General features: G+C 67.9%; 18 protein-coding genes. 11 read left to right on the forward strand and 7 right to left on the reverse strand.

Going from position 1 to position 23,563, the window contains the following annotated elements:
* Positions 1–191: 191 nt before the first annotated feature.
* On the forward strand, positions 192–1,013 hold the full coding sequence (locus N8I84_RS35125) for a hypothetical protein (RefSeq protein ID WP_263233503.1): 822 nt from the start codon (positions 192–194) through the stop codon (positions 1,011–1,013).
* Between the two features lie 185 nt (positions 1,014–1,198).
* On the opposite strand, the gene N8I84_RS35130 is transcribed toward N8I84_RS35125, so the two are convergent.
* A complete protein-coding gene (locus N8I84_RS35130) occupies positions 1,199–1,687 on the reverse strand; it encodes a MarR family winged helix-turn-helix transcriptional regulator (protein ID WP_263233504.1) in 489 nt (162 codons plus the stop codon).
* A 117-nt stretch (positions 1,688–1,804) separates the two neighbouring features.
* Between N8I84_RS35130 and N8I84_RS35135 the strand changes: the two genes are divergently transcribed.
* Positions 1,805–3,607, forward strand: a complete 1,803-nt coding sequence (locus N8I84_RS35135; RefSeq protein ID WP_263233505.1) for an ABC transporter ATP-binding protein — start codon at positions 1,805–1,807, stop codon at positions 3,605–3,607.
* Between the two features lie 18 nt (positions 3,608–3,625).
* Here N8I84_RS35135 and N8I84_RS35140 read toward each other — a convergent pair whose 3' ends face one another.
* From N8I84_RS35140 to N8I84_RS42870, 6 genes are all read right to left on the reverse strand, one after another.
* Entirely contained in the window at positions 3,626–4,705 is a 1,080-nt protein-coding gene (locus N8I84_RS35140; protein ID WP_263233506.1) for an NAD(P)/FAD-dependent oxidoreductase, read from the reverse strand.
* A 42-nt stretch (positions 4,706–4,747) separates the two neighbouring features.
* A complete protein-coding gene (locus tag N8I84_RS35145; RefSeq protein ID WP_263233507.1) occupies positions 4,748–5,902 on the reverse strand; it encodes an LLM class flavin-dependent oxidoreductase in 1,155 nt (384 codons plus the stop codon).
* Position 5,903: 1 nt separating this feature from the next.
* Positions 5,904–6,935, reverse strand: coding sequence for an ABC transporter substrate-binding protein (locus tag N8I84_RS35150; protein ID WP_263233508.1), 1,032 nt, complete (start codon positions 6,933–6,935; stop codon positions 5,904–5,906).
* Between the two features lie 45 nt (positions 6,936–6,980).
* On the reverse strand, positions 6,981–7,745 hold the full coding sequence (locus N8I84_RS35155; protein WP_263233509.1) for an ABC transporter ATP-binding protein: 765 nt from the start codon (positions 7,743–7,745) through the stop codon (positions 6,981–6,983).
* Positions 7,718–8,596 (reverse strand): ABC transporter permease, encoded by an 879-nt coding sequence (locus N8I84_RS35160; RefSeq protein WP_263233510.1) that lies wholly within the window; start codon positions 8,594–8,596, stop codon positions 7,718–7,720. The genes N8I84_RS35155 and N8I84_RS35160 overlap by 28 nt, the downstream gene beginning before the upstream one ends.
* Positions 8,597–8,728: 132 nt before the next feature.
* The gene (locus N8I84_RS42870; RefSeq protein WP_313884353.1) at positions 8,729–8,812 is read right to left on the reverse strand and encodes a putative leader peptide; all 84 of its coding nucleotides are present in this window, start codon (positions 8,810–8,812) and stop codon (positions 8,729–8,731) included.
* Between the two features lie 122 nt (positions 8,813–8,934).
* Here N8I84_RS42870 and N8I84_RS35165 point away from each other — a divergent pair, with 122 nt between their 5' ends.
* The 9 genes from N8I84_RS35165 to N8I84_RS43240 all read left to right on the forward strand — a co-directional run bounded on the left by N8I84_RS35165 (position 8,935) and on the right by N8I84_RS43240 (position 22,679).
* Positions 8,935–9,357, forward strand: a complete 423-nt coding sequence (locus N8I84_RS35165) for a secondary thiamine-phosphate synthase enzyme YjbQ (RefSeq protein ID WP_263233511.1) — start codon at positions 8,935–8,937, stop codon at positions 9,355–9,357.
* Positions 9,358–9,444: 87 nt separating this feature from the next.
* Positions 9,445–10,968 (forward strand): recombinase family protein, encoded by a 1,524-nt coding sequence (locus N8I84_RS35170; RefSeq protein WP_263233512.1) that lies wholly within the window; start codon positions 9,445–9,447, stop codon positions 10,966–10,968.
* Positions 10,969–11,105: 137 nt separating this feature from the next.
* Positions 11,106–11,774 (forward strand): hypothetical protein, encoded by a 669-nt coding sequence (locus N8I84_RS35175; protein ID WP_263233513.1) that lies wholly within the window; start codon positions 11,106–11,108, stop codon positions 11,772–11,774.
* A 458-nt stretch (positions 11,775–12,232) separates the two neighbouring features.
* Entirely contained in the window at positions 12,233–12,409 is a 177-nt protein-coding gene (locus tag N8I84_RS35180; RefSeq protein WP_263233514.1) for a hypothetical protein, read from the forward strand.
* 790 nt (positions 12,410–13,199) lie between these two features.
* Complete coding sequence (locus N8I84_RS35185) at positions 13,200–14,786, forward strand: TIGR02677 family protein (protein ID WP_263233515.1); 1,587 nt, start codon at positions 13,200–13,202, stop codon at positions 14,784–14,786.
* Positions 14,786–16,222 carry a TIGR02678 family protein gene (locus tag N8I84_RS35190; protein WP_263233516.1) on the forward strand — a complete coding sequence of 479 codons (1,437 nt, stop codon included), beginning with the start codon at positions 14,786–14,788 and terminating at the stop codon, positions 16,220–16,222. Before N8I84_RS35185 ends, N8I84_RS35190 begins: the two co-directional genes overlap by 1 nt.
* On the forward strand, positions 16,222–20,532 hold the full coding sequence (locus tag N8I84_RS35195) for a TIGR02680 family protein (protein WP_263233517.1): 4,311 nt from the start codon (positions 16,222–16,224) through the stop codon (positions 20,530–20,532). Before N8I84_RS35190 ends, N8I84_RS35195 begins: the two co-directional genes overlap by 1 nt.
* Positions 20,529–21,797: a TIGR02679 family protein gene (locus N8I84_RS35200; RefSeq protein ID WP_263233518.1), complete on the forward strand. Its 1,269-nt coding sequence runs from the start codon at positions 20,529–20,531 to the stop codon at positions 21,795–21,797. Before N8I84_RS35195 ends, N8I84_RS35200 begins: the two co-directional genes overlap by 4 nt.
* 360 nt (positions 21,798–22,157) lie before the next feature.
* The gene (locus N8I84_RS43240; RefSeq protein WP_390899072.1) at positions 22,158–22,679 is read left to right on the forward strand and encodes an ATP-binding protein; all 522 of its coding nucleotides are present in this window, start codon (positions 22,158–22,160) and stop codon (positions 22,677–22,679) included.
* Positions 22,680–23,563 lie beyond the last annotated feature (884 nt).

Below are 23,563 nucleotides of genomic sequence, written 5' to 3' on the forward strand. Positions count from 1 at the left end.
GGCAGGACGGGACAGCGTCTGCGGGTCCGACGCCTGCCCGTGACAAGCCGTGACAGCGTCGCGTCGGAACGCGTCCGGAAGCAAACGGTTTTCCGCCCCCGCAGACGAGAACCGGCCCCCGCCCGTTGCGTGCGGCCGAATGGCAGACATCCGGACGGAAGGGTCCGGAAAGCGATGTGACGATACGACATATGCGAACAGGTGGTGTGCGCGGTGCGGCGGTGGACAGGTGGATGGTGGCGGCGGCCTGCGGTGTGCTGCTGATGTCCGTGCCCGGGTGTGGCGGTTCGGCGGGCGAGAGCCACCGGGCGAAGGGCCCCGATCCGACACGGGACGGCCGGACCCTTCGTGGTGCTCCGGGGAACGGGGCCGGGAGGACACCTGCGCCCACGCACGGGCCGAGCCGCATTCCGGGCGTCGGTGACGGGTTGTACCGGCGGATCCCCGACGGGTCGCGTCAGGTCGTCGTGGTCTACGGCGACGACGAGGACTCTCCGGAGTCCACGGTCGCGCTCTACCTGAAGGAGGGCTCGGCCTGGAAGGAGTCGGGGCGCTGGCGCGGGCACAACGGGAAGGCGGGCTGGACGACGGACCACTACCTGGGCGATCTGCGCAGTCCGGTCGGCGTGTTCACGCTCAGCGACGCCGGCGGTCTCCTCGACGATCCGGGGACGAAGCTCCCGTACAGCCAGGGGGACTCGTACCAGGCGCCGGCGGGCTTGGACGAGTCGCACCGGAACGTCTTCGACTACGTCATCGCCATCGACTACAACCGGCTCAGGGGCACCCCGCCCCACGATCCGGCCCGCCCCGAGGGTGAGGAGAAGGGCGGCGGCATCTGGCTGCACGTGGATCACGAAGACGGCACGCTGGCCTGTGTCACGCTGCCCGAATCCGGTATGAGGCACCTGCTGCGCGTGCTCGATCCCGACCAGGAGCCCGTGGTGGTGATGGGCGACAGGGCGCACCTGAGGGCCTGGGGGCAACCGGACGTACTCCCTGACGCCCAGTGAGGCCCCTTGCGCACGGGCGGAGTCCCGGTGGGAAACGCGACGGGGGAAGCCGGTGTCGCTGCGCAGGTCGGCCCCACCGCCGGCGCGGCCAGGGAACCCGCACGAGAGGCCTGACGCAACCAGGGGGCGCGGCTGACTTCGAGCCGGGAGCCGCGCCCCGCCACATGCCGTTCAGGCGCGTGATGTCAGCACCGGTGCTCCCGTCCGGCTGCGAGGTCGCCCTCGGCCGGCAGGGCGACGTCCCCGCCGTCGATCAGTGTGGTGAGCAGATCGCCCAGCACCTCACGCTGCTCGTCCGTCAAGGGAGCGAGAATCTCCTCGGCCGCGGACCGACGCGCACCGCGCAAAGCGCGCAATGCCCTGCGCCCCTCGTCCGTGACCTCTATCCGGATCACCCGCCGATTGGTCGGATCCGGTACCCGGCGCACCCTGCCGCTCGCCTCCAGGCCGTCGACCAGCGTGGTGACCGCTCGCGGCACCACCTCGAGGCGCTCGGCGAGATCCGCCATGCGGGGCGGTGAGCTGAAGTGGGCGAGTGTGCGCAGCAGCCGGGACTGGGCCGGGGTGATGCCCAGGTCGCACCGCTCCAGATGGCGCTTCTGGATGCGGTGGACCCGACGGGTGAGCCGCAGCAGCTGCTCGGCGAGCAGGCTGTCCGGATCGGGGGTCGTCATGCGGGAACAATATCAGGACGTTGTGCATTGTGAGTATAGGTAACAATGAGCTAGGATCCCGATACCCGTCCCGACGCGTCCACGACGCGTTCCGACGCCTCACCTCCGTAGGAGCCCATGCACCCCGACCAACCCACCTGGACACCGTCGCCCGGCGACTCGCCGGAGAAGCCGCGGCAGGTCCGCCGCATCCTGAAGCTCTTCAGGCCGTACAGAGGCCGACTCGCGATCGTCGGCCTGCTGGTCGGCGCCGCATCGCTGGTCTCCGTGGCCACGCCATTCCTGCTGAAGGAGACCCTGGACGTCGCGATCCCGCAGGGCCGCACCGGTCTGCTGACCCTGCTCGCCCTCGGCATGATCCTCAGCGCCGTCGTCACCAGCGTCTTCGGTGTGCTGCAGACCCTGATCTCCACCACCGTCGGCCAGCGCGTCATGCACGACCTGCGCACCGCGGTCTACGGCCGACTGCAGCGCATGTCGCTCGCCTTCTTCACCCGCACCCGCACGGGCGAGGTGCAGTCCAGGATCGCCAACGACATCGGCGGCATGCAGGCGACGGTCACCTCGACCGCGACCTCCCTGGTGTCCAACCTCACCAGCGTGGTCGCCACCATCGTCGCCATGGTCGCCCTCGACTGGCGCCTCACCGTGGTCTCGCTGCTCCTGCTGCCGCTGTTCGTGTGGATCAGCCGGCGCGTCGGCAACGAACGCAAGAAGATAGCCACCCAGCGCCAGAAGCAGATGGCCGCGATGGCCGCCACCGTCACCGAGTCGCTCTCCGTCAGCGGCATCCTGCTCGGCCGCACGATGGGCCGCGCCGACTCCCTCACCCAGTCCTTCGGGCGTGAGTCCGAGAGCCTGGTCGACCTCGAGGTGAAGTCCAACATGGCGGGCCGTTGGCGCATGGCCGTCATCACGATCGTCATGGCCGCCATGCCCGCCGTCATCTACTGGACCGCCGGGCTGGCGCTCCAACTCGGCGGCCCGTCCATCTCGATAGGCACCCTGGTCGCGTTCGTCTCGCTCCAGCAGGGCCTGTTCCGGCCGACGGTCAGCCTGCTCTCCACCGGCGTCCAGATCCAGACCTCCCTGGCGCTCTTCCAGCGCATCTTCGAGTACCTCGACCTGCCCATCGACATCACCGAACCCGACGAGCCGGTCCACCTCGACCAGGTCAAGGGCGAGATCCGTTTCGAGGACGTCGAGTTCCACTACGACGACAAGAGCGGCCCGGTCCTCAAGGACATCGACATCACCGTCCCGGCAGGCGGCAGCCTGGCCGTGGTGGGACCCACCGGCTCCGGGAAGTCCACGCTCGGCTACCTGGTGCCCCGGCTGTACGACGTGACGGGTGGGCGGGTCACGCTCGACGGCGTGGACGTGCGCGATCTGGACTTCGACACGCTCGCCCGCGCGGTCGGCGTCGTCTCCCAGGAGACCTACCTCTTCCACGCCTCGGTCGCCGACAATCTGCGCTTCGCCAAGCCGGACGCCACCGAGGAGGAGTTGTACGCGGCGGCCGGGGCGGCCCAGATCCACGACCACATCATGTCCCTGCCCGACGGGTACGACACGGTCGTCGGCGAGCGCGGCCACCGCTTCTCGGGCGGTGAGAAACAGCGGCTCGCCATCGCCCGCACCATCCTGCGCGATCCGCCGGTGCTCATCCTCGACGAGGCGACCAGCGCGCTCGACACGCGGACCGAGCACGCCGTCCAGGAGGCCATCGACGCCCTGTCGGCCAACCGCACGACACTCACCATCGCGCACCGGTTGTCCACCGTCCGCAGCGCCGACCAGATCGTCGTCCTCGACTCCGGACGCGCGGTCGAACGCGGCACGCACGAGGAACTGCTGGAGCTGGACGGCCGGTACGCGGCCCTGGTCCGGCGGGACGCTCAACTGGAGACAACGAGTTGAGGACCGGCGCATCGCGCCTCACGCGGCGGCGACCGGTTCCCCCGCCAGCAGGTGCCTGATGTCCCGCACAGCCGCGCGTCCCGCCCGGTTCGCGCCGATCGTGCTCGCCGACGGGCCGTAGCCGACCAGGTGGATCCGCGGGTCGGCGACCACTCGCGTCCCCTCCATCCGGATGCCGCCGCCCGGCTCGCGCAGCCGCAGCGGAGCCAGGTGGTCGATCGCGGCCCGGAAGCCGGTCGCCCACAGGATCACGTCGGCCTCCACATGCCGCCCGTCGTCCCACTCCACGCCGTCCGGCACGATCCGGTCGAACATCGGCTGCCGGTCCAGCACACCGTCGGCGATCGCCTGCCGGACGGCGTCATTGAGCGGCAGCCCGGTCACGGACACCACGCTCCTCGGCGGCAGCCCCTGCCGCACCCGCTCGTCCACGAGCGCGACGGCAGCCCGTCCCACGTCCTGGGTGAACGCACCCTCGCGGAACACCGGCGGACGCCGGGTCACCCATGTGGTCGCGGCGGCGTAGGGGGCGATCTCCATCAGATGCTGGGTGCCGGACGCGCCGCCACCGACGACGACCACCCGCTGTCCGGCGAACTCCTCGGGCCCGGGGTACTGGGCGGTGTGCACCTGCCGCCCCCGGAAGGTCTCCTGGCCGGGATAGCGCGGCCAGAAGGGCCGGTCCCAGGTACCCGTGGCGTTGATCAGGGCCCGTGTCGACCATGTCCCGGCCGACGTCTCGACGAGCAGCCGCCCCTGTGCGCCCTCCCGCACGGCCCGTACATGCACCGGCCGCCGTACCCGCAGGTCGAAGGTGCGTTCGTAGGTGTCGAAGTACGCGCCGATGACCTCCGACGACGGCCGCGCCGGATCCGCGTCCGTCAGCTCCATTCCCGGCAGTGCGTGCATCCCGTGCACCCTGCCGTAGGTCAGCGACGGCCAGCGGAACTGCCAGGCGCCGCCTGGAGAGGGGGAGTGGTCGAGGACCACGAAGTCGCGCTCCGGCTCGAACCCGGTACGCCGCAGGTGATAGGCGCTGGACAGGCCGGCCTGCCCAGCGCCTGTGACGACCACGTCGACCTCGCGTGTGTTGTTCACGCTTCCACCAACCCTGTCGCGGGCGTGGATCTTCCCGGCGGGTCAGCGTCCGCTCGCGACGAGGAGCGGCGCGCCCGCCGCTGTGGGCCCGCGGTCCAGCAGCCCGCGAGCCGCAAGTTCCGGGATCACGCCCTCCCCGAACCAGTACGCCTCCTCCAGATGCGGATAGCCGGACAGCACGAAGTGCTCGATGCCGAGCGCGTGGTACTCCTCGATCCGGTCGGCGACCTCGACGTGGCTGCCGACGAGCGCGGTGCCCGCCCCGCCGCGGACCAGACCGACGCCCGCCCACAGGTTGGGGTGGATCTCCAGCGCCTCCCGCGAGCCGCTGTGCAGGGCCAGCATCCGCTGCTGGCCCACCGACTCGCTGCGGCCGAGCGCCGCCTGCGCTGCCGTGACCGTGTCCGCGTCGAGATCGTCGAGCAGCCGGTCCGCGCTCGCCCAGGCCTCGGCGGCGGAGTCTCGGGAGATGGTGTGCAACCGGATCCCGAAGCGGACCGTGCGCCCCTCCCGCTCGGCGAGCGAGCGAACCCAGTCGATCTTCTCCTTGACCTGGGCGGGAGGCTCGCCCCAGGTCAGATACACGTCCGCATGCCGCGCGGCGACCGGTCCGGCCGCCGGCGACGAGCCGCCGAAGAACAGCTGCGGCAGCGGGTCGGGCGGTACCGCGGTGAGCCCGCCCTCGACCTGGTAGTGGGTGCCGTCGAAGTCGTACGGCTGCCCGCCCCACACCCCGCGGACGACCGTCAGGAACTCGTCGGTCCTGGCATAGCGCCGGTCGTGGTCGAGACTGTCGCCGAAGCGCCGCTGTTCGGCCGAGTCGCCACCCGTGACGACGTTGAGCAGCAGCCGGCCACGCGTGACACGTTGGTACGTCGCCGCCATCTGCGCGGCGAGCGTCGGCGAGATCAGCCCCGGACGGAAGGCGACCAAAAACTTCAGCCGCTCGGTGTGCTGGGCGAGCGCGACCGTGGTCAGCCAGGCGTCCTCGCACCAGGTGCCGGTCGGGGTCAGGACCGCCTCGAAGCCCAACTGCTCGGCGGCCTTGGCGATCTGAGCCAGGTACTCGATGTCCGGCGGGCGCACCCCGCGCAGCTGCCGGGTGGCACCCGCCGCGTTGGGCGCGTAGGCGTGCCGGTCCACGAGGGTGCGGCCGTCCCCACCCGTCGGCAGGAACCAGTGAAGCCGTACGGTCATGTCACGACTCCTTCAGGACACGGGGCGCCGCGGTGGACGGGGGCAGGTTGCCGTTGAACTCGGTGTCCACGAAGTCGCCGAAGTTCACCTTGCGAGGGATGAGCTTCAGGCTGGTGAACGTGTCCGCGATCTGCTGCTCGGAGGCGATCAGCGACTTGTCCACCGCGACCGGGACCCGGGAGGCGTTGGTGCGCTTCACCGCGGCGAGCGCCACCTCGTACGACAGACCGGTGTCCTTCGCCCACACCTTGGCCCAGGCCTCGGGGTGCGCGTAGACCCAGCCCTGCGCGCGCCGCAGCCGCTCAAGGTAGTCCCTGATGGCAGCGGCCTTCTTGTTGTCCTTCAGGGCGCTCGGAGCCGCCACCTGGAAGGTGAGGCCGTTGGTCACGCCGTCGCCGGTGGTGAGGACGCGTCCCTGGCCCCCTTGCAGCACCTGCGAGGTGTACGGGTCCCACACCGCCCAGGCGTCGACCTTGCCGCTGGTGAACGCGGCCAGGGCGTCGGCCGGCTGCAGGTACTCGACCTTCACGTCGCTCAGCTTCAGCCCGGCCTTGTTGAGGGAGGCGACCAGCTGGTAGTGCGCGGACGAACCCTGCGCCACCGCAATCGATCTGCCCCTGAGCTGCTGCACCGCGCTCAGCCGGGAGTTCTTCGATACGAGGATGGCGTCGCCCTTGGACGTGCCGTGCCAGGCGGCCACCACCGTGATCTTCGAGTCGGCGCCCGCGGCGAAGACCGGTGGGGTGTTGCCGACGCCCCCGATGTCGACGGCGCCCGCGTTGACCGCCTCCAGCAGGGGCGGCCCGGAGGTGAAGGTGGACCACTTGATCTTGTAGTCGAGGTTCTTGAGCTCACCGGCGGCCTCCAGGACCGCCTCGGAACCTCCCTTCTGGTCCCCGACGTTGAGGGTGAGGGAGCCCTTGCCGTCGGTTCGGCCGCCGGCCGAGGTCTCGGCAGCGGAGTTCCCACCGCAGGCGGTGAGCAGCAGGGCGAAGGGCAGGAGCAGCGCGGCGGGCAGGAGGCGTCGTCGCATGACGGATCCGTTCGTGTGTGTGAGTTAGAGGAATGAGCGGGGGAGTCAGCCGGCTTCGGCGGCCGTGGCGACGCCGAGGCGTTCCAGCAGCCCGGCGCGCACCTCCGCGAAGCGGGGGTCGGTGATGTTGCGAGGGCGGTCCAGGTCGACCGTCGTCTCGTGGGCGATGACGCCGCCGTCCATCACCAGGACGCGGTCGGCGAGCAGCACCGCCTCCTCGACGTCGTGCGTGACCAGCAGAACGGCGCAACCGCGCCGCTGCCACAGCTCGCCCACCAGGCGCTGGGCCTTGATGCGGGTGAGCGCGTCGAGCGCGCCGAACGGCTCGTCGAGCAGCAGAAGATCCGGTTCGCGCACCAGGGCGCGCGCCAGGGATGCACGCTGGGCCTCGCCGCCGGAGAGGGTCTTCGGCCAGGCGTCCGAGCGGTGCGTCAGGCCGACCTCCTCCAACGCCTTTTCGGCGACGGTGCGTTCGGGCTTGCCGGGCAGCCCGAGCAGCACATTGCGCCACACCTTCTTCCACGGCATCAGCCGGGGCGTCTGGAAGGCGACCGCCTTGCGGCGCGGGACGAGGACGGTGCCCTCGATGTCGCGGTCGAGGCCGGCGAGGATGCGCAGCAGGGTCGACTTGCCGCAGCCGCTGCGGCCCAGCAGAGCCACGAACTCTCCCGGTCGCACGTCGAGTTTCAGTCGTTCGATGACGGCGCGTCCGTCGAAGGAGCGGGTGAGCCCCTCGACACGGACGGCCGAGGCGGGGGCGGGGGGCTTGGCGGCGCCGGTCGTCACCGGCCCGTGAACGTCGGTCGCCATTGCAGCAGCAGCCTTTCGAGGGAGCGGACGATGAAGTCGGCGAGCAGGCCGAAGAAGGCGTAGACGATCAGGCAGACCATGATCACGTCGGTCCGCAGGAAGTCCCGCGCCTGGACCATGAGGAAGCCGATCCCGGCATCCGCGTTGACCTGCTCGGCGAACACCAGGGCGAGCCACGCGATGCCGAGGGAGTAGCGCAGACCGGTCATCGCGCCGGGCAACGCGCCCGGCAGCACGACATGCCGGACGAGCCCCCACCGGGAGAGCCCCAGGGACTCCCCGGCCTCGATCAGCTGGGCGTCCACGCCGCGGATGCCGGCGTAGACGTTGAGGTAGAGCGGAAAGGTCACGCCGAGGGTGATGATGGCGACCTTCGGGGCCTCGCCGATGCCGAACCAGATGATGAACAGCGGGATCAGGCCGACGAACGGGACCGTTCTCAGCATTTGGACGGGCGCGTCCACGAGGTCCTCGCCGATGCGGAACAGCCCGGAGACGAGGGCCAGTCCGGTGCCGATGACGGTGCCGAGCAGCAGACCGGCCGCCACCCGGCGCAGTGAGGTGCCCATCGCGGAGGGCAGGGATCCGTCGGCGACGAGATCGCCCGCGACCTGAGCGATCCTGCCGGGAGAGGCGAGGACGTCGGAGGGCAACACGCCTGTGCTGCTGAGGAGTTGCCAGAGGGCGAGCAGCAGGAGTGGGCCGGAGGTGCGCCGCAGCCATCGGGGGACGCGGGTGCGGCGAGCGGAGGAGGGAACGAGGGGTTCGAGCTCGGACGGTGCCTGCCCATCTTCCGATATGGCGGAAATGTCGGACTCAGCGGCGCCGGGTGGGGCATGGCTGATGCTCATGAGTGCTCCATCAGGAGGAGAGCGGCCGGACGGGAACGCACCTCGGCGGCGCCGCGTCAGAGGGGGCTCAGACGTGCGGGCAGGGCGGTGCCAAGGCGAGGAGAAGAGGGTGAAAGAGCGGGAAAGGGGGCGTCAGCGGCCGCGGCGACACGCGGCAGAGGCCACCCGCAGCAGGTCGATATGACCGCGCGTGGTGAGCAGGGCTGAACGCAACATGCGGCTGAAAGTAGCCAGATGGCGCCTTCCAGGTCAACGGCGTCTCGACAAGTGGACCGCTCGTATCACCGGACACGCCATCAGTTGTGTGTGAGGTCGGTCGTGTGGGTGACGATGGAGGCATGTCCGATGCCTTCAGCACCCGCGTCCTGAATATCGCCACCGGATCCTCGGAGACGGTCTTCGACCTCACCCGAGAATGTGCGACCTTCCTCCGTGAGGTGAGCAGGGGCCGGGACGGCCTCCTGAACGTTTTCGTGCCGCACGCCACGGCCGGCGTGGCGATCATCGAGACGGGCGCCGGCAGTGACGACGACCTCCTGGCCGCCCTGCACACCCTCCTCCCGGCCGACGATCGTTGGCAGCACCGCCACGGCAGCCCCGGCCACGGCCGCGACCACGTCCTCCCGGCCCTCGTCCCGCCCCACGCGACCCTGCCGGTCATCGGCGGAGAGATGGAACTGGGGACCTGGCAGTCGGTGTGCCTGGTGGACACCAACATCTCTAATGTCAACCGTCAGGTTCGACTGACCTTCCTGGGCTGACCAAGCCGTCCGCCCAGGTCCGGCCGCCAATCCTCCGTATCCTGCGTGTCCGAACGGAGAGATCTTTTGCGTGGTACGGACCTGGAAGTGATCGAACGACCCTACGACGGATGCGGCAAGTGCCTGCTTGGCGTGCGGCGGCTGTCCCGCATGAAGCTGGCCACGTCATCCCCTGAGCGTCAGCGGGAGAGCGTGCTGACGGCTGCTGCGTCCGTCGGCGGCCACATCATCGGCTGGGCCGACGACTGGGAGGTCTCGGGTGCCACCGACCCGATGACGCGCCCGAAGTTGGGCCCCTGGCTCCGCGACGAAAGGGGGCCCTACGACGGCCTGGTTGCCGCCGCCGTGGACCGCCTTGGGCGCAACGTGGTCGACTGCCTGAATACCGGCTACAAGATGCGGGACGAGAAGAAACTGCTCGTCACCTACGGGCATGAGGGCCCCTGGGAGCTGGACGATCCGGCGGACGAGAACCGCTTCACCATGGAGGCGTGGGGCGCGCAAATGGAACTGCGCGCCATTCAGCGCCGTAACCGTGACGCCACCGTCAAGACCAGGGCGGCCGGCCGTCCGAAGGGCAAGCCGTCCTACGGCTTTCAGTACATACGGACGGTGATGGGCGGCAAGATCGACCACGTCGAGCTCCATCCGCACGGCTCGGAGGTCATACGGGAGGTCGCCCGCCGCATTCTGGCCGACCCCGACAACGTCACCCCCAGCAGTGAGGCGGCCCGGCTGAACCGTGCCGGGGAGCTGTCGCCGGCCGATCACCTGGCGGTGCTGTATGGCAAGCAGGCGGGAGGTCGGCCATGGCTGCCGGCCAGCCTCAAGAACATCCTGCTGTCAGAGGCGGCCTTGGGATACCTGATGCACAGGCACAAGCCGGTGCTCGACAAGGAGGGAAACCCCGTCCGCCTCTGCAAAGGGCTGTGGGACCGGGCGACCCATGAGGCCCTGAAGAAGGCAATCCATGGCCGTAGGCCCTTTGGTACGCGCCACTCGAACCGTGCTTACCTGCTCACGGGAGTCGCCCTGTGCGGGCAGTGCCACAATAAGCTCTACACCCAGACCTCGAACAACGACGTGCCGCCCCGCTACACCTGCGCCGCCCGGAACAAGGGATGGTTCCGCGCCCAGGACTGCCGCCCTGCACCGCTCATCCGATCCCATCTTCTCGACAGCTACGTCGAGGAATGGTTCCTGCAGAGGTTCGGCGACGGCTTGATCTACGAGACGGTGTACGACCCGGGGAACGGCATCCCCGAACGCATCGCCGAAACGCGGGCCAACCGCGAACGACTGCGCGCCGACCGCGAGGCCGGGCTGTACGACTCGCCGGACGACGCCGCCTGGTTCCGCGAACGGTACGCAGTCCTGGGACGCGAACTGGCGACCCTCGAGGCCGAACCGCAGCGCGCGCCCGGTATGGTCCGGCGGCCGACTGGTGAGACCGTCGCGGACCGCTGGTTCCGGGCGCCGGACGTGCAGGCCCGTAAGGAGATCCTGATCGACTTCAACGTCCGGGTGACCCTCTTCCCTGCCAGCGCCCCGGTCCGTTGGGTGGCAGGTTTCATGCACGGACCCGAACGGAACTCCATGGCCGCTCTGTAGAGGCTGACTCACGTGGGTGATCCGCTTGCACAGCGGATCACCCACATTGTTTCCCCTACCAGGAAATCCCGGCATGGCCAAGCGGAGTCCCACCGGCAAAATCACCGTATCGCAGACAGTCGAGAGGGTGAGTGGCAGTGGCCGGAATGAAGGAGAAGGAATTGCGTGATGCCGCGGTGGCGGAACTTACGGCGGAGCTCTCGACTGTCGACCGAACGGTCGCCAGCATGGCGTGGACGATAACTGCGCGAGACCGTGAAGTCGATCAGGCCATAGGCGCGGCTTTCCCGTCGGAGCGACGTAAGCGAGCTGAAACTACCGGAAAATTTGTCCGGACCATCCTGATTGATGAGATCGCGATAGAGATAGACAGTGCCGACTACGTCCTCAATCGTCTCGTGCTCCCGAATAGTAAGGGTGAGCAGCATATTTGCGACGGAAGCCGATATTTGAGCCCGAGTTCAAAAACTGGATATCCGTGCGGGTGCCCCGCTGAGATCTTTTGGCGTAAGGCTTCGGCCCGCTCGGGCACCGGGCCAAGCCCGGATGTGGCACTGCTCTTCCGGGTTCTTGCCGCACCCAATGTCGGACCGATTTTTGTTCGGTCGACCTCATGGGATTTTTACTTTTCCCTTTGTCGTCTGCTGCAGGATCAGGGATGGGATTCCGGTCCTGTATTGGCGGATCTCGAGCTTCAGCGGACGCTAATGAAAACTCGATCAGGGGTAGAAGTAGCCTTGGTCAAGCCGGTGGTCTGGTCTGGGGGATCGAGGAGTTGGAACGGCTATTATGGGATCGCGGTTTAGTTACTTCTGGTCGGTGGAGATGGTGGTGGCTTGAAGATCCACCTGTTCTTGTGTAGGGGCTCTCGTCCTTCCTGTGGGCGACGTAGGACAACCTTCACCGGTGGGGCTCCTTCGTCGCCCAAGGGGCGATGGCCCTCAGGAACTGAACCCGGCGTACAGCCCGACTCGTCTGCCGCCACCTGCGGCTTTGTCTGGGAAAGGGCCTCTGACCTGCGTCGGAGGCCCTTTCCGGCCTTTCAGGGGCTTGCCGCGTTACGCGGCGGAAAGTCCCTCGGAAGTCCCTCAGACAGGGCTGAAAGTCCCTGAAAAGTCCCTGGCGCAGAGGTGCGGGGGACGCCTCTGACCTGGGCCAGATCATAGTTCCGTCGATCTTGGTGTGGGTCGAAGGCGGCGGTTGCAGGCTCCCAGTTCCGGGTGAACGCCAGCAGCGTCTTGCCGTGCCCAGTAGCCTCGGGCCCATGACCGAAGAGACGATCACCGCGCTGAAGAACTACGACTGGCTCGTTCGGAACAAGGGCTTGGACGAGGTTGAGTTGCACTGGGACAGCGACTCGCTCATCTCGGGCGAAGGCGGCTACGAGATCTCGCTGTTGACCGCTCCTGGGTTCACGCCGGCGACGCGGCAGGGATCCTGAACAGCGATTTCGTTTGGCGTGATCTTGCGATGAGCTGGCTCGGTGGTCACGCTTGATTGCTTCTGGCTCGTACGCTCAACGGCTTGTCCACCAGGCTGCCCCGGCTCCCGTGGCTGTGGTGACAGTTGTGACGAGCCACGTGGGTATCCGTCGTATGACCAAGTGCAGTCCGCCGCAGCGGAGTTCGAACTGCGGCGGCGTGCTGGTCATACTCCTCACCGGCGTCATGCATTCAGTGGAGCGCGAAGGGACGGCGGACAGTGGATCGTTTTCTCGGAGATATTGCGAGCTTCCTGTCATGCGCGTAGCAAAACATCCTTCTGACACGGCGCGTTGATCTTGGTGGATAACTCGGAGGTTGTGGATAACCCGTACTGAACGCCTTCCGCTTGCCGCGCGGGGCCCAGTGCGACGGCCATGACGACACCTCGTTCTTCGGTCCTGACGACCGACTGTCGGGGGTGTGCATGTGAAGCGTCGGCTTCAGCGGCGACAACGGCGAATCTTGGCCGTCAAGCGTTCGGCGTTCTCGCGGCACGCCACCAGGCCGCCACAGCCAGCACCTCCGAGGTGCCCGACGAGCGACGGCTATACGCGCTGTCGAACATCCTCGAGTTCGATGTGCGACGGCCGACGGCCTGGAGCCCGAGTGGCGTCACGCCGCAGAAGGCCGTCCGAAGCGGTTTGTGCTGCTCCGTTGAGGGCGAGTATCTGTCCGCCCGCTGTCGTAGGGGCGTGTCACAGTTGAAGCCGATGGTCGCCGGGGGCGCGGCTTGAGGGAGGGACGCAGGTGCCGCAGTTAGATGGTTCCGGCACGCTGGGGTCATTCGATCTTGATGGCCTGGTAGTTGGTGATCGGCTGAGGTTGTTCAACTTCACCCAGCGTGACGATTGGGCGTCGTATCTGTGGGTCTTGCGGGCGATGAACCAACTGCGGATGGTTCACCAGGTACAGGTGCACACCAGCGATGTGGCGGCAGTGCTGGGGGAGCTGGCTGCCAACCACGCTGACGTTCCCGCCATTGCGGATCTCAACTTGCGGGCGATGCTGGATGTCCTGTCCGGGGATCGGGATCGCGAGCGGGAGGGTGCCCGGGTGCTGTGCCGGGTGGAGGATGCCGCTCGGGCGGGAAGCCTGGCCGCGTATCGAAACCGGCAGTCTGTTTATCAGTTCACTGAGATCGGCTACCGGGCCTATATGGCGGTGGAGGATGTGCTCGGCGCGCGGGTGGAGGACGCGAATCTGTCCCGGCTGGTGTTCGCTGACATCCTGTCCGATCTCAAGGCCCTGGCCGCGGCGAACCTCAGCGCCGACCGGGAGGAGATCTACCGCAAGCTCTCACGGCTGGACAGCGTTCTGGATGACATGACCCGCAGGGCCGCACGGTTCTATCTGACGTTGAACGATGTAACGCGAACCACGGACATCTCGCCGGAGACGTTCCTGCGGCACAAGCATGCCCTGCTGGCGCACATGAGCGATTTCTCCGCTGAGCTCGAGCGGTACGCACCCCGCCTGGCTGACGCGGTTCGCCTGGTGGAAGACAGCGGCATCGAGACGCTGTTGGAGCGGGCCGCGGAGGCGGACGAGCGGCCGATGATGAGGCCGGAGGCCCGCCGGGAGGATTGGCGTCGGCGCTGGGTGGGGCTTCGCCAGTGGTTCCTCGCGAGCGAAGTGGCGGATTCGAAAGCCGACCAGTTGCAGGGGGCGACACGTACGGCGATCTCGGGTGTGATCGCGTTGCTGCGGCAGGTCACTGAGTCGCGGCGAAGCGGGGTGAGCCGCACGACGCAGTTGCGGCACTTGGCAGCCTGGGTTGCGGGGGCGCCGGATGAGCAAGCGGCGAACGCGCTGATCGCCGCGGCGTTCGACCTGCGTTCGGCCCGGCACCTGGGCGGGGCCCATGACGACGGTGAGCAGATCTCTTCCCGCTCGACGTGGTGGGATGCTCCCGGCATTGAGGTGAGCGTCAGCTTGTTCCGGCATGGCAAACGGCCCTCGCCCGGGGGTCCGCAGCCGATCCGTACCGAGCGCGGGGCGCGCGCCCGGCTGCGGGAGAAGCAGCGGGCGGTGCGGGCGGCTGAGCGGGTGGCGGCCGAACGGCTACTGGAGCACGGTCCCCATGAACGGGTGCTGGACGAGTCCGAGCTTCGGGCGGTGCTGAAGCTGCTCACCCGGGCGTTGGAAGCACGGACCGTGGTCGCGGGCCGGTTGCGGTCGGCCACCGGGGCAAGTGATGTAATGACGTTGCGGCTCATCCCCAGCCAGACCGGCAGTCGGCTGCGCACCGTGCACGGCACGCTGGTGCTGCCCGGCTTCACACTGGAGCTTTCTCCCGCAGGACCGATCCGGCGGGGGACGGCGGAGGTGAGCTGATGGCCGCCGCGCATCGCGTTGCTGCGAGGGTGGAGCCGGCGCAGCTGGGTTCGTATCAGGAGGCCGCCCGGCTGGTGCTATTGCACAGTGTGATCAGTGAGAGCCACCCCCGCCCAGGTGCGCTGGCGGTGGTGCTGCGCTGGGCGGACGAGCTGGCCGAGGACTTCCGCTCGCTCTTCGGTTACACCCTCCACACCACTGCCCGGCACGCGAGGCTGATTCGGCGCCTGGACGTGTTCGACGGCAGCCAGGCGATCCTCGCGGCCAACAGCGGTCGTAGGCCGTTCGACCGACGACGGTTGGCGTACCTGTGTCTCGTGCTGGCGTGCCTGCACGGCTCCCGGGTCGAGATCGCCCTCGCTGACCTGGTGAAGGATTTCAGCCCGCACGCCAACGCTATCGATCATCTCGGCTTTAACCCGACTGCTCCGGGGCACAAAGACGCCATCGTGGACGTCATGGACTGGCTGGTGCAGTACGGGGCCCTGCGCGTCTCGGACGGTTCGACCCAAGCCTGGGCCCGCGACCCGGACCGCGGGGACGCCCTGTTCGACATCGACCACGAGCTATGCAACGCCCTGTTCCGTCCCGGCAAGCCCCTGCAGCACCTGACGAGCGCCGCCGGATTGCTGGAGGCACCGCCGAGCGGCATCGGCCGCGATGCCCGACGCCGACATGGGGCGCAGCGGGCGCGCCGCGCCGTTATCGAAAACCCAGTGGTGTACTTCGCCGACGCCGATCCCGAAACTGCCGCCGCACTACGCCAGCCCACATTGGCGGAGGATTTGGTGCGCCTGACGGGGCTGCAGATCGAGCGCCGGGCTGAGGGCATCATGCTTGTCGACACCACTGGTCACTTCACCGACCGGCGCTTCCCTGGCCGCGGCGGCGCGGTTAACCGCACGGCCGGTCTGCTCCTGGCCAAGATCGCCGACCTGCAAGAAGACCCCGAACGATCGCGTGAGCTGAAGCGCATGCAGCCACCGGATCCTGCGGAAGAGCACGCCGACCTGCTCGCCCGTATCGACTTGGCGCTGCCGCACGCCGGAACGCTGGCCGCTCTTGCGCTAGACGCCCCCGCAGTCGACGGCACCAATTCACCCGAACAGGTGGAAGTCGAAGACGAGGTGAGCGAGCCGGTCCGGACCCCGGAGCTGCCCCTGGTTGAAGACGCCCGCTTGGCAGAGATGATCAACGAGCTCTATGAGGAGTTCGGGCCGGCCTCGTTCACCAGCAAGTGGCAGGCGGACCCGCGTGGCCTGTTGGCCGAGGCCCTCGTCCTCCTCGCCGATCTGCGCTTGGTGCATCCGGTGCCCGGTGGCGTATTGGTTCGCCCGGCGGCGGGCCGCTACCGCAACATCACCGCCGTCCTGCCTCATCCGCAGAGCGACGGGCAGTTCGCATTCGACTTCTCCGCCGCGGAGGACCCCTCCTGATGATGACGCTCCCTGAGCCGAGCCGGTCTGACGACGTTCCGACCGTCCGCTTCAAGCCCACACGCGCCGGGATCATCGGCCTGTGGGACTACCGGGACGAGGAGTTCGTCTTCGCTGACGGCCGTCTCGTCCTGCGCGGCCACAACGGGTCGGGCAAGACCAAGGCGCTGGAGGTCCTCTTCCCGCTGGTCCTCGACGGCAGCATCGACCCGCGCCGACTGGATCCGTTCAGCGGCGAGGAACGCACGATGAAGTCCAACCTGCTCTACCGGGGCCAGGAATCGGCGTATGGGTACGTGTGGATGGAGTTTACCCGCACCACCGCCGACGGCGAACTGCTGGAGGCCGTGACCGTCGGCATCGGCCTACTGGCTCAGAAGAGCAAGGAACGCCCGGGCCGCTTCTTCTTCGTCACCGACGGCCGGATCGGCGTGGACTTCGGCCTGCTCAGCGCCGACTCTCGGCCACTGCGCAGGAAAGAGCTCGAGAAGCTCCTCGGCACCGACGCGCTCTACAAGACCGCCACCGAGTACCGGGAAGCCATCGATGACCGCCTGTTCGGCCTTGGCCGTCAGCGCTACGCCCAGTTGATCAACCTGCTGCTCCAGTTGCGCCGCCCGCTGCTGGCCAAGGACCTCGACCCGGACAAACTCTCCGACACCCTCACAGCCGGCCTTCGCCCGGTCGATGACGACCTGATTACCCAAGCTGCTCGGGACTTCGAGAACCTTGCCGAGATCCAGGCCGTCTTGGACTCCCTGACCAAGGCCGACGGGGCCGTCCAGGACTTCCTGCGGGACTACACCGCCTACCTGCGCGCGCACGCCCGGGACCGCGTCGAGCGGATCAACGCACGCTGCGAGGCCACCACCGGTCACTGCGACAAGATCGCCAAAGCGGCGAAGGACCGCCGTGTGGCGGAGGCCGCCCTCAAGACCGCCAATACAGCCAGGGGCGAAGCCGCGACGAACCGCAAGAAGCTCGGAGCCCACTTGGAAGGGCTGCGCAACCACGACGCTCTGAAGAAAGAGGTCGGCCTGCGAGAGCTCCGTGACCGCGTCCGAAGCGAGGGAAAGGACATCGCCGACACGGAGAGCCGCCTGGAGAAGGTGCGGCAGCGCGTGGCGCGTCTGACAGCTGAGGCCGACGGGGTCGAGAAGCGGCTTGGTCAGCTGCACGGCGCTGCCGACCGGCACATGCAGGCCCTGCTGTTGGCAGGGCAGTCCGCCAGCTTGGTCACCGAGGACGACCCGCTGAACCTCACCGATGACCTTATGACCCAGGTCGGGAGCCGGGCTGCGGTACGCCGTCATGACATCGGTCAGGTGCGCGGATACCTGGACGCGGCCGAAATCGCTGCCCAGGACGAGCGTCGCGAACAGACCCGGTTCGACGTCGCAGACACGGAGGTCCAGGACTACACCGCCGCCTGCACCCAGGCCGCCGACGCCCTCGCCGCCGCCCGATCCGATGCCGTCGCCGCGCTGCAAAAGATGATCGACCGTTGGACGGGCACGGCCCCGACCGCCGTTCTCTTCCCCGCTGACGCGCCGACTCTCACCGACGCGCTGGAAGCCGTCGGCGAGCCGGATGCGCCCGCACTGACCGAGGTCTTCCATTCGCTCACCGACGAACGCCGTACCAGCGCTCTTGCCCAGCAGGAATCGCTCAAGCGCCGCCATACCGAGACACACGAACAACTCGCCAAGGTGCGCGCCGAACGAGCGAAGGTTGCCGCTGAACAAGATGATGCTCCTCCGCCAAACGACCTGCGACCGGCAGACCGCAGCGGCCGTGCCGGCGCCCCACTGTGGCGGCTGATCCGCTTCACTGACGACGTGCCGCACGAGCAGACCGCGGCGGTGGAAGGCGCCCTGTATGGGGCGGGGCTGCTCACAGCCTGGGTCCACCCGCACGTCGACGCCACCGTGCAGGCATTCGCCGACAATGAGCCCGACGGCTACCTGCTCCCACTGCCGGCTGCCCAACGTCCCACCGGCCGGACCCTGGCCGACGTCCTCGTCCCTGACGAGGAACAGTCTCAGGTCCCGGCCGAAGCCGTTGCCGCGGTCTTGGCCTCGGTACGCCTTACCGACGACCTCACCCCTGATACCGGTTGCTCTCCCGCGGTGAGCACTCGCGCACAGTTCACACTGGGGATCCAGCTCGGCGCCCACCCGAAGACCCAGCCCGAGTACATCGGTGCCACCGCCCGCGCCGCCCGACGCCGCGAACGCTTGCACGCCCTGGACCAGACGATCAACGCGCTGGAAGACCAGCTCGCTGACCTGGCCACCGCGCAGCAAGCCGCCGCCGAGGCCGTGGCGGACTTCGACACTGCCCGCCGTCGGCTGCCGCCCACCGCACCGATCGCCGCAGCCGTCCGTGACGTCGAGGTCACCGCCGTCCAGCTCGCCGACGCCCGAGGACGGCGGGATGCCGCACACCGGGCCCTCGATCTGGCCATCGCCAATACCCACGACAAAGAGCGCCAGCTGCGTCGTGCGGCTGCCGCTGCCCGCCTACCCGGACAGCGCGACGCACTCGTTGACGTCGAACGCGCGGTCAACGATTTCGTCAGAGCCGGCAATGACCTTCACACCACGCGATCCACCATCCACGACACCGAGAACGATCTCGCCGACCGCCGCGAGAGCATCAAAGAGCAGAGCCAGGACTACGCCGAACAGACCGAGGCACTGAACACTCGCAAGGCCGACTACGAGGCCTTGGCGGAACGCCTGCGTACCGAGGAAGCGCTGCTGGACGCTCCCTTGCGCGACCTCCAAAGGCAGCTTGAGGAAACCCAGACCGCCTTGGACGAAGCCAATACGTCCTACGACCAGGCCGACGCAGAAGCCCAGGCGCAGCAAACCCGGCTCACCACCGCCGAGAACGCCCTGGAACACATCAGCGAAGCCCTCACCACGGCCCTGGACGAACAACTGCGCACCACCGCTGGCCTCGAGCCCTACTCCCGCCCCGACCTGCTCCTCCTGCTGGACGCCCCCGCGGCCACCCCATGGACACCCGTCAGCGTCTGGCCCACCGCCGAACAAGCCGCCAGTGACGTGATCGCCCAGCTCACCGCCAACCCGCCGCAGGTGTCCCCGGATGACGCCGCCCGCAGCGCCCTGCCGTCCACCACGGTCACGCTCCTGGACGCCATCGATACCGCCACCCGCGGCCGTCGGGCTACCGATAACGTTCTCAAGACCACCACCACGAAGATCTCCACCGCCCTGACCGACCTGGAAAACGCGCTCGCGGAATCCGATCAGGGCTACCACCTGGAGTGGGAACCGGACGGCGACATCATCCTCGCCCGAGTCTCCGACGCCGAAGGCCCCGCCCCGGTCGCCGAGTTCGGCCTCCGACTGGCCGAGCAAGTCGCCGACCAGCGCATCCTGCTGGAAGACCGCGAACGCACCGTCCTGGAAGACGCCCTGCTGACCGGACTGGCCCAGCAGATCCACTCCCGCACCATCGACGCCCGCAACCTGGTCAAGGCCATGGACGCCGACACCCGCGCCAAACCCATGTCCTCCGGCACCACCGTCGGCATCCGCTGGGTGCAGTCCGACGCCCTGACCGACGAACAGCGCGCCGTCAACCAGCTACTGAAGAAGGACGCAACGGCCCTGGGCCCGTCTGGACTGGCCGAACTACGCTCCCTGCTGCGCGCCCAGATCCGCACCGGCAAAGCACGCGACCGCCGCAAGACCTACCAGCAGATCATCGCCGACGTCCTGGACTACCGCTCCTGGCGCACCTTCGAACTGCTGCTGTCGCGGCCCGGCGAGAAAGAAGAGAAACTCACCCGCTCCAAGCACAGCGAGATGTCCGGCGGCGAGAAATCCGCTTCCATCCACCTCCCGCTGTTCGCCGCAGCCCACGCCCAGTACAGCTCCGCCCGCCCCACCTGCCCCCGCCTGATCGCCCTGGACGAAGCCTTCGCCGGCATCGACGAGCAGTACCGCCCCGATCTGCTCGCCCTGACCGTCAAATTCGACCTAGACCTGTTCATGACCGGGCACGACCTGTGGATCACCTACCCCACCGTCCCCCGCATTGCCCACTACGACATGAACTACGACAAGGCCAGCCACACCGTCTCCGCCATGCTCATGCTCTGGGACGGACAGCAGATCCTCGACGATCTCGGCTACCCCGGATCCGACGAGTTGGCCGCCCATCTCCTCGGCTTCACCCCAAGTCGGCACGCGCGCGCCGCCGACGGCCTGCTCGCCGGCCCGGACGACCACGACATCGCTGACGACCAGCAGGACGAAGGAGCGGATGAAGCGTGACCACCACTCCTGCGACAACCCACGAGCGCTACCTGCAGCCGGAATACACGCGCCTGCTGGCAGCCGCACGCCGCTCACTGGAACGCACCGGAGGACGCCTCGACGGCACCATCAGCGTCAGCGCACCCACCGACGCCGAACGCGAGGCCATCATCGGCCTGACCGGCACCTACCGCCCACCCGGCACAGCGAAGATCACCATCCGGCTCGCCGACCTCGACGCTGCCATCCGTACTGCCACTGGGTCCCCGCTCGCAGAAGTCCTCACACGAGCCGGCGGACCATTGCGTAATCGCCCTGCCGAGAAGGCCGCTCTCCAGCACGCCCGCACACAACTCCTTGCACAAGCGGAATCCAGCCCGCTCCACTCCACACGTCCCTGGTACCGGGTCTGGTTGAGCAACCTCGCCACCGACGGCACGCTGACCACTTTGATCAACAAAGGCGACACATCAGCGCTCGCCCACGCCGTGCGGGTCCTGGAACACCTCGACGCCCGGGCTGCTGGTACCCCACCGCTCATGCTGCCCGCCCTCGCCGAAATCGCCACCGGTGACACCAAAGCCCTCAATCCCGGACGCGGTCCGCTGCCCAACCTTGTCCTACGCGCCCTGGCTCACGCCCACAGCGCCTCCGTGCCGTCCACTGCCGAAGAGCGCCGTGAGCTGTGGGACGCTTTCGACGTCATCGTCGACGACCTTGCCAGCCGCGTCCTCGTCCTCAACCTCCCCGCCCACGGACAGGGGCTGGGCGAGTGGCTCACCGGTGCGGCCAGCTACGGCACTCCCTTCCACATCACCCTCCACCAACTGGTCACCCTGCCCATCACGGTCAGCCTCCCGACCGTCTACGTCTGCGAGAACCCGGCTGTCCTGCGCCGCGCCGCACAAGAACTCGGCCCAGAAAGCCCGCCGCTGATCTGCGCCGAAGGCCGCCCCTCCACCGCCTTCCATCGGCTTGCTCGCACCATCACGCACGGGGGTGGGACCCTGCACTACCACGGTGACTTCGACTGGCCCGGTATCGACATGACCAGCCAGCTGATCAACCTCTATAACGCCCGCCCCTGGATGATGACCGCGGCCGACTACAACACCGGAATCGCTCAGGACGACGACCACATCCGGCTCCGCGGTAAGCCGCAGCCCACGCCATGGGACCCGGAACTCGCAGCGGCCATGAGACGGGCCGACCAGGCCCTCTACGAAGAGGCGGTCGCCGATGCCCTGCTCGATGGCCTGACTGTACGTAAGACTGGAAGATGACCGTCGGCATTACTGGCTGATTGGCAGGAGACACCGACGCCGGGTCGTAGACGCCTTGGTGCCATCACAGGGACCCCTACTCCGCTTCGTACCTCGTGGTGCCAAAGGGCGCTGGAGGCGCAGGCCTCAGGGGGGAACGGTCTGCTGATCTTGACTGGTCGCGAGAAGTCGGAGACGGCTCGCTGCTCCTCGAATACCACAACTCGCCTCAAGCTCAAGACACCTTGCGTGGAATACCTAGGGACAAACTGTCGTCGCACGGTTCTTGTCGGATGGAAGGCTTCCGTTCAGTGAGGCCGCTACCGATGTGAGGTTGTCGTCATGGCACGCAGCAATCCCGAACGTCCCGCGAACGGATTCATGGTTTCGGCTGCCGCAGACGCAGTCCCGCCCGCGCGTCGCCAAGTTGTAGAACTGGCCCGGACCTTGGACGCCTCCTTGCAAGATGAAGCGCTGGAGACCGTTGAGCTGCTGGCGAGTGAGGTCATAGCCAACGCCGTCCTACATTCAGCCAGCCCGTGCGAGGTCGTTGTGACGCGCACCGCCAAACGGCTTCGTGTGGAGGTCACGGACACTGAGCCTACGATGCCGAGCGCCGTCGCAGCCGGGCCGAACGACGAGAGCGGCCGAGGTCTCCTGCTCGTCGGCGCTTTGGCGGATGCCTGGGGCATGCAACCGAAACCTGACGGCAAGACGACGTGGTTCGAGATTGGGCTGGAGTCGCCGCACGAAAGGATTGGCGACGGCTCCACGGAGGCCCCGTCCTCCCCTCATGTAGCTGCCGTGCGACGAGATGATCATCAGGGCTGCCTGGCGCCGCCGGTAAAATCGCGGACGTCGTCGGTCCCGGCGGTTATCGGGGAGGGGCATCAAGCTGCCTGAGCTGAACGCGGCGATGCCATTGGAACGGTCAGTGCATGCTGGTGAGGAACGGTGTGGTCCTTGGATTCGGTCGTGTCGCTGTACGTACGACCTGCCGAAGGTATGAATCTGGCCTGCCCGGGCTAAGTAGTGGGGGTGTTGAGTGCCGTCGCAAGTCTCGGGACATCCTGATGGCCCAGATCGGGGGTACCTCGGCGGCCGGAGGGTACTCACCGCCGAGCTGGTGCGCGAGGCGCGGCGGCAGGTGCAGAACGGGGCTTCAGTAGATCGTCTCGCACGTGCGTTTGGGGTGACCAGCAGGGCGCTGTCCAAGGCGGTCTATGGCGCCACCTGGCGCCAGGTGGACAACCCACCGCCAATCAGCCGGCCTCAGCCCGCTGATCCTGACCAGCCCAGCCCTACCGTTCTGGACGATGACCATGTGCGTCGCTTGAGACGCGAGCATGCAGGTGGCGCGTCGGTGCACTATCTCGCGACGAGAGACGGCCTCACCTACAACACCGTTCATGATGCGATCCGGGGCGTCACCTGGGCGCACGTTGATGAACAGGCGTCTGAGAAGGTCCCCGGGGAAGCGCGCCGCCCAGGCGTACTCCTGACTGCGACGACAGTGGGAGAGATGAGGCTTGCGCATGCCAGTGGTGCCTCCCTACGATCGCTCGCTGACAAGTTCCATCTGAAGTACGCGACGGTTCGAGCGGCTGTGCAGGGGGCAACCTGGCGCCATCTGACCGATCCGCCCCCTGTACCGGCTTCCGGTCGAGGCGGACGGCATGCACTCACCAGTGCGCAGGAAGCGGATCTCGTACGGATGCGTGAGGAACGTGGCGCCACGTATGCCCAGCTCGGCGCGGCATTCGGCATCAGCGCGGCCACAGCCTGGC

It is taken from the genome of Streptomyces cynarae (assembly GCF_025642135.1).
Lineage (GTDB): Bacteria > Actinomycetota > Actinomycetes > Streptomycetales > Streptomycetaceae > Streptomyces > Streptomyces cynarae.